We start from the raw sequence: 12147 nt of genomic DNA, 5'->3' as shown, positions 1-12147 counted from the left end.
GCCATGAGCGTAGTCCGTGGGTCCGCCGTCGCGACGAGCCGCCTGTGGGTGGTCGCCGCGGTCGCTGCCCTGACCCTCGCCGCGTGCTCCGACTCGCCCGAGGAGACGCCCGATCCCACCGGGTCGACGACCTCGGCCTCGCCCAGCGCGACCACCGAGTCGCCCACCGCCGAGGCGCCCGCGCCGCTGCCGGCGATCGAGGAGCTCACCGTCGTGCCCGGCGCCGTCGGCCCCGTCACCACCGGGATGTCGAAGGACGAGGCGCTCGCCACCGGCCTGTTCGACGCCGACGTCGAGGTGCCCGGCGAGGAGTGCGGCCGCACCGAGCCGCTGGGCTGGAAGTCCGCGTACGCCTCCTCGCTCGACGTGCTGACGAAGGAGGACGGCACCGTCGTGTCGCTGGGCGTGCGGGGCGAGCAGCCGCGCACCGCCGACGGCCTCGGTGTCGGCAGCACGCTCAAGGACGTCACCGGCGTCTACGAGACCGCCGAGATGACCGAGGCCGGCTACGGCCAGACCGGGGTGTTCGTCACCGAGGGCGACGCGTGGCTGGGCTTCCTGTTCGCCGAGGACACCGAGGCGGTCGGCCCGACCAGCAAGGTCCTGATGCTCGAGGTCACCACGGGCACGCGTCCCGACCTCATGCGCGACGGCTGCTGAGCCTCAGTCCTCCGTCGTCTCGCGGCGGTGCCGCACGATGCGGCGCTCGTGGTGCTCGATGCGGTCCTTGCGCTTGAGGACCTGCATCAGCCAGCCGGCGCCGACGCCCAGGATCGGGAAGACCGGCCAGAAGAAGCCGGCCTGCCCCGCGAGGATGTCACCGAAGTTCGTGGCGCCCCAGATGCCCGTGGTCAGGACGCTGATGCCCACGAATCCGTTGCGGGCGTCGCGCGCCTCGCGGCGGTAGCGCCGCACCGCCTGCTCGTGGACCGACGACTCCTGCGGCAGCTGCGGCTCGAGGTCCTGCAGCAGCGGCGCGAACTCGCCGAGCAGCGTCGCAGCGAGCGCGTCGGCGGAGCGCCGGTCGAACTCGATGCGGTCGAGCCGGCCGTCGGCGTACGCCTCGCGCAGGCACTCGATCGCGGTCTCGCGATCGGCGTCGGACGCGCGCACGCCCGCGACCTCGGGACGGCGCGGGTCGGCGCTGAAGCGGCTCCAGTCGACCTGCGCGCCCATGTCAGTCCCGGACCGCGTCGAGCGCCTCGGGCAGCGTGAACGCTCCCGCGTAGAGCGCCTTGCCGACGATCGCGCCCTCGACGCCGATCCCCGTGAGGGAGGCGATCGCGCGCAGGTCGTCGAGGCTGGAGACGCCGCCGGAGGCGACGACGGGCTGGTCGGTCTGCTCGCAGACCTGGCGCAGGAGGTCGAGGTTGGGGCCGGACAGCGTGCCGTCCTTCGTGACGTCGGTGACGACGTAGCGGGCGCAGCCGTCGGCGTCGAGCCGCGCCAGGGTCTCGAAGAGGTCGCCGCCCTCCTTGACCCAGCCGCGGGCGGCCAGCGTGCGGCCGCGGACGTCGAGGCCCACGGCGATGCGGTCGCCGTACCGGGCGATCGCCGAGCGGCACCAGTCGGGATCCTCGATCGCGGCGGTGCCGAGGTTGACCCGGCGGCAGCCGGTGGCCATCGCGGCGTCGAGCGACTCGTCGTCGCGGATCCCGCCCGACAGCTCGACCTTCACGTCGAGGCGGCCGACGACCTCGGCCAGCAGCTCGCGGTTGCTGCCCTTCCCGAACGCGGCGTCGAGGTCGACCAGGTGGATCCACTCGGCGCCATCGGCCTGCCATTGCAGGGCCGCGTCGAGCGGGGAGCCGTAGGACGTCTCGCTGCCGAGCTCGCCCTGGACGAGGCGCACGGCCCGTCCCTCGGCGACGTCGACGGCGGGGAGGAGTTCGAGAGTCACCCCGCGATCGTATCGAGGCACCTCCGTAGAGTGAGCGGGCCATGAACGACAGCCACGCCGAGCATCCGTCCCCCGAGGACGACGATCCCACCGAGCCGACCGCCGTCACCCTGCCCCACACTCCCGCCGAGGACGTCCTGGGCGTCCTGACGGGCACGTGGCTGGCCTCGCTGGGCCTGCACCTGCTCTACGAGGCGCACGCCGTCACGGGCGGCACCGCGGGACTCTCGCTGCTGATCACCTACGCCGTGGCGCTGCCGCTCCCGGTGGTCCTGCTCGTGGCGAACGTGCCGTTCTTCGCGCTCGCGCTGTGGAAGAAGGGCCTGCAGTTCACCGTCCGGTCGGTGATCGCCGTCGCGCTGCTCTCGTTCTTCACCGCGATCCACGCCGAGATGATCCCCTCCCCCGACCTTGCCCCGGTCTACGGCATCGTCACCGGCAACCTGCTCGCCGGCACGGGCATCCTCATCCTCTTCCGGCACGGCTCGAGCCTCGGCGGCTTCAGCGTCCTGGCGCTCATCGCGCAGGAGCAGGCGGGCCTGCGCGCCGGCTACGTGCAGATGGCGCTCGACGTGCTGGTGGTGCTGGCGGCGATCCTCGTCGTGCCGTGGGACAACGTGCTGCTGTCCGCGATGGGCGCGGTCATCCTCAACATCGTGCTGGCGTTCAACCACCGTCCCGAGCGCTACCGGGCCTGAGGGACGCAGGATGAGGCATACGGCCCCGCTGGGGTACCCGAATGCCTCATCGTTCGTCGGCTAGAGGGTGGCGATCCAGTTCTCGAGCAGGCGGCGGCCCGCGTCGCCCGACTTCTCGGGGTGGAACTGCGTGGCCCACAGCGGGCCGTGCTCGACGGCCGAGACGAAGCGGTCGCCGCCGTACCCGGTCCACGTGACGCCGGGCGGCGTGAACGCGGTGCCCTCGGCGTCGACGAGCCAGTCGCGCACGCCGTAGGAGTGCACGAAGTAGAACCGCTCGGACTCCAGGCCTGCGAACATCCGCGACTCGGCGGGAGGCTCGATCGTGTTCCAGCCCATGTGGGGCACGATCGGCGCCTGGAGGCGCTCCACCGTGCCCGGCCACTCGCCGCAGCCGGTGGTCCGCACGCCGTGCTCGATGCCCTCCGCGAACAGGATCTGCATGCCGACGCAGATGCCCAGCACGGGACGGCCCGCGATGAGCCGGCGCTCGATGATCCGCTCGCCGTCGACCTCGCGCAGGCCGCGCATGCACGCCGCGAACGCGCCGACGCCGGGCACCAGCAGACCGTCGGCCTGCTCGGCGACCGAGCGGTCGGAGGTCAGCACGACCGACACCTGGGTGGCCTCGCCGGCACGCTCGACCGCGCGCACCGCGGAGCGCACGTTGCCCGAGCCGTAGTCCAGGACCGCGACCGTGGTCATCGGGCCGCTCCGCTCACAGCGCGCCCTTCGTGGACGGGATGCCCGTCTCACGCGGGTCGGGCTCGACGGCGGTGCGCAGGGCGCGGGCGAGCGCCTTGAACTGGCACTCGGCGATGTGGTGAGGGTCGCGACCGGCCAGCAGGTTCATGTGCATCGTGATCCCGGCGTGGTGCGCGATCGACTCGAAGACGTGCGACGTCAGCGAGCCGATGTAGGAGCCGCCGATGATCGCGGTGATCTGGCGCTCCGGCTCACCGGTGTGCACGAAGTAGGGACGGCCCGAGACGTCGACCACGCACTGCGCGATGGCCTCGTCGAGCGGCACCATCGCGTTGCCGTAGCGGCGGATGCCGGCCTTGTCGCCGAGCGCCTCGCGGATCGCCTGGCCGATGCAGATCGCGGTGTCCTCCACCGTGTGGTGGGCGTCGATGTGCAGGTCGCCCTCGGAGCGGACGGTGAGGTCCATCAGCGAGTGGCGGCCCAGCGCCGTGAGCATGTGGTCGTAGAAGCCCACGCCCGTGCTGATCTCCGTGCGGCCGCTGCCGTCGAGGTCGAGCTCGACGACGACGTGCGACTCGGAGGTCTTCCGCTCGATCCGTGCGGTCCTGCGCTCGCTCATCGGGGGTCTACCTCCATCAGTGCGGCGCGGAACGCCTGCATCTCCTCGGGGGTGCCGATCGACACCCGCAGCCAGCCCTCGGGCCCCACCTCGCGGATGAGGACGCCTCGGTCGACCAAACCCTCCCACACCGCGTGGCGATCGGCGAAATGCCCGAACAGCACGAAGTTGGCGTCGGAGGCGGCCACGTCGTACCCGCGTCCGGACAGCCAGTCGGCCGTCTCGTCGCGGGTCTCGCGCAGCGCGTCGACCTGGGCGAGCAGCTCGTCGGTGTGCCGCAGGGCGCCGAGCGCGGTGGCCTGCGTGACGGCCGACAGGTGGTACGGCAGCCGCACGATGCGCAGCGCGTCGACGACCGCAGCGTCGGCCGCGAGGTAGCCGAGCCGGCCACCGGCCAGCGCGAACGCCTTGCTCATCGTGCGCGTGACGATGAGTCGCGGGTGGTCGTCCAGCAGCTCGAGTGCCGTGGGCGTGCCGGCGCGGCGGAACTCCGCGTAGGCCTCGTCGACCACGACGATGCCGGGAGCGACGTCGAGCACGGCGCGCAGCTCCTCGGGCGCCAGCGCGGTGCCCGTGGGGTTGTTCGGCGAGGTCAGGAAGACGACCTCGGGCTGCTCGGCCTCGATCAGCGCGACCGCCGCGGCGACGTCGATCGCGAAGTCCTCGCGCCGGCGTCCGGCCACCCAGCGGGTGTGGGTGTTGCGGGCGTACTCGGGGTACATCGAGTAGGTCGGCGCGAAGGACACGGCGGTGCGGCCGGGGCCTCCGAAGGCCTGCAGGATCTGCTGCATGACCTCGTTGGAGCCGTTGGCCGCCCACACGCGCTCGGCCGTGAGGCCGTGCCCGAGATAGCCGGCGAGGGCCTCGCGCAGCGCCCACGCCTCGCGGTCGGGGTAGCGGTTCAGCTCGAGCGCGGCCTCCTGCACGGCCGCGGCGATGTCGGCCGCGGCCTCCTGGCTGGGACCGTACGGGTTCTCGTTCGTGTTGAGGCGCACCGGGACGTCGATCTGCGGGGCGCCGTAGGGCACCTCGTCGCGCAGCTCGTCACGGATGGGCACCCAGGCGGGGACCGTCATCGCGTCGTCGCCTCGCGCTCCAGGCGGACGGTCACGGCGGCGCCGTGCGAGGGCAGGTCCTCGGCCTCGGCGAGCGTGACCACCTGCGGTCCGACCTCGCGCAGGGCGGCGTCGCTGTAGGTCACGACGTGCATGTTCTTGACGAACGCGCGCACCGAGAGGCCCGACGAGTGGCACGCGCAGCCCGCGGTGGGCAGCACGTGGTTCGAGCCGGCGGCGTAGTCGCCCAGCGACACGGGCGCGAACGACCCGACGAAGACCGCGCCGGCGTTGACGATCCTGGCGGCCACGGCCGCCGAGTCGGCGGTCTGGATCTCGAGGTGCTCCGCGGCGTACGCGTTCGCCACGTCGACGCCCTGGCCGGTGTCGCGCACCAGGACGGTCGCCGACTGCTGGCCCGCGAGCGCGGTGCGGATCCGCTCCTCGTGGCGCGCGGTGGGCACCTGGCGCTCCAGCTCGGCGTCGACGGCGTCGGCCAGCTCGAGCGAGTCGGTGATCAGCACCGCGGCGGCCATCGGGTCGTGCTCGGCCTGGCTGATGAGGTCCGCCGCGACGAACGCGGGATCGGCGGTGGCGTCGGCCACGATGGCGATCTCGGTGGGACCGGCCTCGGAGTCGATCGCGACGACGCCCTGCAGGTGACGCTTCGCGGCGGCGACGTAGATGTTGCCCGGGCCGGTGATGAGGTTGACCGGCTCGCTCTCCTGCGTGCCGTACGCCAGCATCGCCAGCGCCTGCGCGCCACCGGCGGCGTAGACCTCGTCGATGCCCAGTCGCGCGCAGGCGGCCAGGATCGTGGGGTGCGGGAGGCCGCCGAACTCGGCCTGTGGCGGGCTGGCCAGGGCGATGCCCGGGACGCCCGCGACCTGGGCGGGGACGGCGTTCATGATCACGGTGCTGACCAGCGGCGCGAGGCCGCCGGGCACGTAGAGGCCGACGCGCTGCATCGGCACGATGCGCCGCTCGACGGTGGCGCCGGGCGCGACCTCGATCTCGACCGTGCGCTCGAGCTCGGCCTCGCAGGTGGCTCGCAGCCGGCGGATCGACTCGTCGATCGCGTCGAGCACGGCCGGGTCGAGTCCGGCGCGGGCCTTCTCGATGTCCTCGGCCGAGACGCGCAGCCGCTCGGGGCGCACGCCGTCGAAGCGCTCGCCCGCGTCGAGCACCGCCTCGGCGCCTCGATCGCGCACGTCGTCGCAGATCGGGACGACGGCCGCGAGGGCATGCTCGACGTCGACCTCGGCACGGGGCACCGCGTCGCGGTAGCCGTCGGTCTGGTCTCTCAGGTCGAGTCGTCGAAGCACGTGTGAAGTCTAGGTCGCGCCATGGCCTAGCCTCGCAGCGTGTCCCGCTCCCCCGACGCCGTGCGCTGGCAGCAGCCCGTCACGGCCGGCGCCGTCACCGCCCTCGTCGGCTTCACGTCGTCGTTCGCCGTCGTGCTGGCGGGCCTGCGCGCCGTCGGGGCGTCGCCGTCGCAGGCGGCCAGCGGCCTGCTCGCGCTGACCGTGGGCTTCGGCCTGCTCATCGTCGGGCTCGCGCTCGTGCACCGCGTGCCGGTGACCCTCGCGTGGTCCACGCCGGGCGCCGCACTGCTGGTCTCCACGGGCGCCGTCGAGGGCGGCTGGCCCGCCGCCGTGGGCGCGTTCGTCGTCACGGGCGTGCTCATCGCGCTGATCGGCGCGGTCCCCCTGCTGGGCGACCTCGTGGCGCGGATCCCCACCGAGATCGCCCAGGCGATGCTGGCCGGCATCCTGCTGCAGCTGTGCCTCGCGCCGTTCCTCGCCCTCGCGGACTCGCCGGGGTACGTCCTGCCGGTGATCCTCGCGTGGCTCGTGACGAGCCGCGTGGCTCCGCGCTGGGCCGTCCCGGTGGCGCTGCTCGTCGCCGTCGGCGCGATCGCGGTGGCCGCGAACCGCTCCGGACAGTCGCTCGACACCGCCTCGCTGGTCCCGCGGCTGGAGTGGACCACCCCGACGTGGACGTGGCCCGCGATCGTCGGCATCGCGCTGCCCCTGACGATCGTCACGATGGCCTCGCAGAACCTGCCCGGCGCAGCGGTGCTGCGCAGCTTCGGCTTCTCCGTGCCGTGGCGCTCGTCGGTGGTCGCGACGGGCGTCGGCACCGCGCTCGTCGCCCCGTTCGGCGGTCACGCGATGAATCTCGCCGCGCTGTCGGCCGCGCTCGCGGCCGGGGACGAGGCCGGCCCCCGGGAGCGCCGCTGGGTCGCCGCCGTGTCGGCCGGCGTGGGGTACCTCGTCATCGCGGCGGCCGCGGGACTCGTCGTCGCGCTGGCCGCGGTCGCTCCCCCGGGAATCATCGAGGCGGTCGCCGGACTCGCGCTGATCGGCGCGCTCGTCGGATCGCTGCAGGGCGCGTTCGAGCAGCCTCGGCACCGCACGAGCGCGGGACTGACGTTCCTGCTCGCCGCCTCGGGGATCTCGCTGCTGTCGGTCGGCGCCGCGTTCTGGGCCCTGCTGCTGGGCCTCGCAGTGCGCGCCACCCTCGACCGCCCCTGACGATTCGCCGGCCGAGGAAATGGTCCGTAACGCCGGAAATCTGACCCCGGACGGAGGTAGCCTCTCGCTCGTGGCCAACAAGAAGGTCGGCGAGGCGACCCCCGCGCTTGCGGCACTGCACCGTGCCGGCGTCGAGGTCACCGCCCACACGTACGAGCACGACCCCCGCGCCCGGTCCTACGGTCACGAGGCGGCCGACGCGCTCGGCCTCGAGCACGCGCGGGTCTTCAAGACGCTGATGATCGACGTCGACGGCCTCCTGGCGGTCGCGGTGGTCCCGGTCTCGGGAAGCCTCGACCTCAAGCGCGCCGCCTCGGCGCTGAACGGCAAGCGGGCCCAGCTGGCGGACGCCGCGGCGGCCCAGCGGGCCACCGGCTACGTCCTGGGCGGGATCAGCCCGTTCGGCCAGCGCAAGCTGCACCGCACCGTGGTCGACGTCAGCGCGCTGACGCACCCGACCGTGTTCGTCTCGGGCGGCCGGCGCGGCCTCGACCTCGAGCTGGCGCCCGAGGACCTCGTGGCGCACACCCGGGCGGTCACCGCTCGGATCGCGCGCTGACGTCGTCGATCTCCTCGTCGTCCTCGGTCCCGTCGGTGCTGAGGTAGAGCGAGAGCGTGTAGCTCAGCACCGAGACGAGCGGCCACACCAGGAACGGGACGAGGGCGTCGACCGCGAGCGGGGCGGACACCTGCTCCCCTGCCTTCAGACCCGTGACGTCCTCGAGCGGGCCGGGGCCGAGCCAGATGCCGAGGCGCCAGCACAGCAGCGCGGCGGCGGTGGACGCCGCCGTGAGGCCGAGCACGATCTCCCAGCGGACGGCCCGGGTGACGCGGTGGACCACGACGCCCGACACGACGCCCAGCACGATCCCGATGATCGTGAACACCGCGACGACCTGGAACGTGCCGGCGGCGTTGCCCTCGGTGAGGACGAGGCCGCGCTCGGTGGCCAGCCACTGCGACGGCCGCGCGAACGCCCACCAGGCGAACGCCGCGGGAGCTCCCGAGGCGACGACGGCCAGCAGCACCTTGGTGGTGCGGGTCATGCGAGGCACCCCGGGCCGAGCAGCTCCTTGAGGTCGGCGAACAGCGACGACGTCGTGGAGACGCGCAGGCCCTTGTCGAGGCGCATCGTGGTGGTCTTGCCCTGGCCCGTGAGCCGCAGGTGCACCTCGGTGACGCCCGGGTGCGAGCCCAGCACCTGCTTGAACGCGTTGATCGTGTCGATCGTGCAGCGCGACGCCGCCAGGCTGACGACGAGCGGCTGGTCGGTGCGGCCCTCGCCGATCGCGGGCCGGGTGACCTCGTTGGCCGACAGGTCCATGCCCTCGTCGTTGCGCCGCACGCGGACCTTGGCCACCACGAGCGAGTCCTGCGTGAGCACCGACGACGCGAGGTTGTAGGCGGCCGGGAACACGGCGATGTCGACCGAGCCCTCGAGGTCCTCGAGCGTGATCGTGGCCCAGGTGTCGCCCTTCTTGCTCATGCGGCGCTGCACGTTGGTGACCAGGCCGCACAGCTTGAGGACGTCGCCGTCGGGACGGTCGCCGTCGAGCAGGGTGCCGATCGAGGAGTCGGAGTTGGCGGCCAGCACGTGCTCGAGCCCGCCGAGCGGGTGGTCGGACACGTAGAGGCCGAGCATGTCGCGCTCGAAGGCGAGCTTCTGCGTCTTGTCCCAGTCGGCGATGTCGGGGACCGTGATGCCGAGTCCGTCGAACTCCTCCTCGAACGCGCCGAACAGCGAGTCCTGGCCGATCGCGGCGTTGCGCTTGATGTCGATGTACTGGTCGACGGCCTCCTCGGCGATCGACGCGAGCGCCCGCCGGCCGTGGCCGAGGGAGTCGAACGCACCCGCCTTGATGAGCGAGTCGAGCACGCGCTTGTTGCACACCTGCGTGGGGACCTTGTCGAGGAAGTCGGCGAAGTCCGTGAACGCGCCCTTGGTCTCGCGGGCCTCGATGATGCCGGCCACGACGTTGGCGCCGACGTTGCGCACGGCGGTGAGGCCGAAGCGGATGTCGGGCCCGACCGAGGCGAAGTTCGCGACCGAGTCGTTGACGTCGGGCGGCAGCACCTTGATGCCCAGGCGCCGGCACTCGGCCAGGTAGAGCGCGGACTTGTCCTTGTCGTCCTTGACGCTGGTGAGCAGGGCCGCCATGTACTCGGCGGGGTAGCGCGCCTTGAGATAGGCGGTCCAGTAGCTGATGACGCCGTACGAGGCCGAGTGCGCCTTGTTGAAGGCGTAGTCGGCGAACGGGACGAGGATCTCCCACAGCGTCTTGACCGCGGCCTTGGAGAACCCGCGCTCGATCATGCCGGCCTCGAAGCCCACGAACTCCTGCTGCAGGACCTCGCGCTTCTTCTTGCCCATCGCGCGACGCAGGTTGTCGGCCTGTCCGAGCGAGTACCCGGCCAGCACCTGGGCGATCTCCATGACCTGCTCCTGGTACACGATCAGCCCGTAGGTGGTGCCCAGGATCGGCTTCAGCGCCTCGGTCAGCTCAGGATGGATGTAGTCGATCTCCTGGCGACCGTTCTTGCGCTTCGCATAGTTCGTGTGGCTGTCCGCGCCCATCGGTCCGGGGCGGTACAGCGCGATGACGGCGCTGATGTCCTCGAAGTTGTCCGGCTGCATCTGCTTGAGCAGCTGGCGGATCGGCGGCGAGTCGAGCTGGAAGACGCCGAGGGTGTCGCCGCGGCACAGCAGCGCGTAGGCCTCGGGGTCGTCGAAGCCCAGGTCCTCCAGCACGAGGTCGACGTCGCGATTGGCCTTGATGTTCTCGATGGCGTCGTTGAGGACCGTGAGGTTGCGCAGGCCCAGGAAGTCCATCTTGACCAGGCCGAGCGACTCGCACATCGGGTAGTCGAACTGGGTGATGACCGAGCCGTCGGCCTCGCGCTTCATGATCGGCACGATGTCCAGCAGCGGGTCGCTGCTCATGATGACGCCGGCGGCGTGCACGCCCCAGTTGCGGATCTGGCCCTCGAGGCCGAGCGCGATGTCGTAGACCTTGCGGACGTCGGGGTCCTGCGCATGCAGGTCGCGGAAGTCCTTGCCGTCGTTGTAGCGGCTGTGCGACTCGTCGAAGATGTCGCCGAGCTTGACGCCCTTGCCCATCACGTCGGCGGGCATCGCCTTGGTGATCTTGTCGCCCATCGCGAACGGGTAGTCCAGGATGCGGCTGGCGTCCTTGACCGCGGCCTTGGACTTGAGCCGGCCGAACGTGGCGATCTGGGCGACCTTGTCGGTGCCGTACTTGCGCGTGACGTACTGGATGACCTCGCCGCGACGACGCTCGTCGAAGTCGATGTCGAAGTCGGGCATCGAGGGGCGCTCGGGGTTGAGGAAGCGCTCGAAGATCAGGCCGTTCTGCAGCGGGCACAGGTCGGTGATCCGCAGCGCGTAGGCGGCGATCGAGCCGGCGCCCGAGCCACGGCCGGGTCCGACGCGGATGCCGTTGTCCTTCGACCAGTTGATGAAGTCGGCGACCACGAGGTAGTAGCCGCAGTACCCCTTCTGGGCGATGACCGCGAGCTCCATCTCGGTACGGGCGCGGACGTCGTCGCCGAAGTCCTTCCCGTAGCGGGCCTCGATGCCGCGCCAGACCTCCTGGCGGAACCAGGACTCCTCGGTCTCGCCGTCGGGGACGTCGGCGCGGGCCATGTAGCCGCCCGTGGACTCGGTGAACTCGACGTCGCAGCGCTCGGCGATGAGCAGCGTGTTGTCGCACGCCTCCTTCATCCCGTGCTTGTCCTCCCACAGGGACCGCATCTCGGCCGCGGACTTGATGTAGTAGCCACCGCCGTCGAAGCGCAGGCGCTTCTCGTCGCTGATGCGCTTGCCCGACGCGACGCAGATGAGCGCGTCGTGCGCGGCCGCGTCCTGCGGGTGCGTGTAGTGCGAGTCGTTCGTGGCCACGGGCGGGATGCCGAGCTCGCGGCCGAGGCGCAGCAGGTCCTCGCGGACCCGGCGCTCGACCGAGATGTCGTGGTCCATCAGCTCGAGGAAGAGGTTCTCCTTTCCGAAGATCTCCTGCAGCTCGGCGGCCTCGCGGCGGGCCTCCTCGTACTGGCCCAGCCGCAGCCGGGTCTGGACGGCGCCCGACGGGCAGCCCGTGGTGGCGATGAGTCCGGTGGAGTAGCGCTCGAGCAGCTCGCGGTCGGCGCGCGGCTTGTAGTAGTAGCCCTCGAGGCTGGACAGGGACGACAGCCGGAAGAGGTTGTGCATGCCCTCGGTGGACGAGGCCCACATCGTCATGTGGGTGTACGCGCCACCGCCGGCGACGTCGTCGCCGCCCTCCTCGGCCGCGTTGCCACGGCCCCAGCGGACGCGCTTCTTCTCGCTGCGGTGCGTGCCCGGCGTGAGGTAGGCCTCGAGGCCGATGATCGGCTTGACGCCGTGCTTGCGAGCGGTGTTCCAGAAGTCGTAGGCGCCGTGCACGTTGCCGTGGTCGGTCATCGCGATGGCCGGCATCTCCTGCTGCGCCGTGCGCTCGAACAGCCCGTCCAGCAACGAGTGTCCGTCGAGCATCGAGTACTCCGTGTGGACGTGCAGGTGCACGAAGCTCGAGTCACTCGCCATGGTCGCCGTCGGCCTCCGCTACGTCGTTCTGGTCCCGGATCCGGGGACAGT

At 71.8% G+C, this 12147-nt stretch carries 12 protein-coding genes; 4 read left to right on the top strand and 8 right to left on the bottom strand.

All coding sequences use genetic code 11. The features are described 5' to 3' along the window. The first annotated feature begins 3 nt into the window (after positions 1-3). Positions 4-660, top strand: coding sequence for a hypothetical protein (locus tag BJ975_RS05210; protein ID WP_179424132.1), 657 nt, complete (start codon positions 4-6; stop codon positions 658-660). A 3-nt stretch (positions 661-663) separates the two neighbouring features. Here the strand turns inward: BJ975_RS05210 and BJ975_RS05205 are convergent, their stop codons facing one another. Continuing rightward, a complete protein-coding gene (locus tag BJ975_RS05205; RefSeq protein WP_179424131.1) occupies positions 664-1176 on the bottom strand; it encodes a DUF1707 SHOCT-like domain-containing protein in 513 nt (170 codons plus the stop codon). A 1-nt stretch (position 1177) separates the two neighbouring features. Then, on the bottom strand, positions 1178-1900 hold the full coding sequence (priA, locus tag BJ975_RS05200; RefSeq protein ID WP_179424130.1) for a bifunctional 1-(5-phosphoribosyl)-5-((5-phosphoribosylamino)methylideneamino)imidazole-4-carboxamide isomerase/phosphoribosylanthranilate isomerase PriA: 723 nt from the start codon (positions 1898-1900) through the stop codon (positions 1178-1180). 41 nt (positions 1901-1941) lie between these two features. Between priA and BJ975_RS05195 the strand changes: the two genes are divergently transcribed. Then, positions 1942-2598 carry a YitT family protein gene (locus BJ975_RS05195; RefSeq protein WP_179424129.1) on the top strand — a complete coding sequence of 219 codons (657 nt, stop codon included), beginning with the start codon at positions 1942-1944 and terminating at the stop codon, positions 2596-2598. A gap of 60 nt (positions 2599-2658) precedes the next feature. Here BJ975_RS05195 and hisH read toward each other — a convergent pair whose 3' ends face one another. Genes hisH through hisD form a run of 4 tightly spaced genes read right to left on the bottom strand, consistent with a single transcriptional unit; the run spans position 2659 to position 6302 of the window. Next, positions 2659-3303 carry an imidazole glycerol phosphate synthase subunit HisH gene (hisH, locus tag BJ975_RS05190; RefSeq protein ID WP_179424128.1) on the bottom strand — a complete coding sequence of 215 codons (645 nt, stop codon included), beginning with the start codon at positions 3301-3303 and terminating at the stop codon, positions 2659-2661. Between the two features lie 13 nt (positions 3304-3316). Beyond that, entirely contained in the window at positions 3317-3922 is a 606-nt protein-coding gene (gene hisB / locus BJ975_RS05185) for an imidazoleglycerol-phosphate dehydratase HisB (RefSeq protein ID WP_179424127.1), read from the bottom strand. Beyond that, the gene (locus BJ975_RS05180) at positions 3919-4998 is read right to left on the bottom strand and encodes a histidinol-phosphate transaminase (RefSeq protein WP_179424126.1); all 1080 of its coding nucleotides are present in this window, start codon (positions 4996-4998) and stop codon (positions 3919-3921) included. The genes hisB and BJ975_RS05180 overlap by 4 nt, the downstream gene beginning before the upstream one ends. Further along, positions 4995-6302 (bottom strand): histidinol dehydrogenase, encoded by a 1308-nt coding sequence (gene hisD, locus BJ975_RS05175; protein ID WP_179424125.1) that lies wholly within the window; start codon positions 6300-6302, stop codon positions 4995-4997. Before hisD ends, BJ975_RS05180 begins: the two co-directional genes overlap by 4 nt. A gap of 39 nt (positions 6303-6341) precedes the next feature. Between hisD and BJ975_RS05170 the strand changes: the two genes are divergently transcribed. Next, on the top strand, positions 6342-7514 hold the full coding sequence (locus BJ975_RS05170) for a benzoate/H(+) symporter BenE family transporter (RefSeq protein WP_179424124.1): 1173 nt from the start codon (positions 6342-6344) through the stop codon (positions 7512-7514). 70 nt (positions 7515-7584) lie between these two features. Next, a complete protein-coding gene (gene ybaK, locus BJ975_RS05165) occupies positions 7585-8073 on the top strand; it encodes a Cys-tRNA(Pro) deacylase (RefSeq protein WP_269302596.1) in 489 nt (162 codons plus the stop codon). Here the strand turns inward: ybaK and BJ975_RS05160 are convergent. Together BJ975_RS05160 and dnaE are read right to left on the bottom strand one after the other, a co-directional pair. Continuing rightward, the gene (locus BJ975_RS05160; protein ID WP_179424122.1) at positions 8051-8560 is read right to left on the bottom strand and encodes a hypothetical protein; all 510 of its coding nucleotides are present in this window, start codon (positions 8558-8560) and stop codon (positions 8051-8053) included. The genes ybaK and BJ975_RS05160 overlap by 23 nt on opposite strands. Next, positions 8557-12096 carry a DNA polymerase III subunit alpha gene (dnaE, locus tag BJ975_RS05155; RefSeq protein ID WP_179424121.1) on the bottom strand — a complete coding sequence of 1180 codons (3540 nt, stop codon included), beginning with the start codon at positions 12094-12096 and terminating at the stop codon, positions 8557-8559. Before dnaE ends, BJ975_RS05160 begins: the two co-directional genes overlap by 4 nt. Positions 12097-12147: the final 51 nt, after the last annotated feature.

The sequence above is a fragment of the Aeromicrobium tamlense genome (assembly GCF_013408555.1).
Classification (GTDB): domain Bacteria; phylum Actinomycetota; class Actinomycetes; order Propionibacteriales; family Nocardioidaceae; genus Aeromicrobium; species Aeromicrobium tamlense.
Note: the sequence above shows the minus strand (reverse complement) of the source record. Positions and strands in the feature narration are given on the sequence as shown.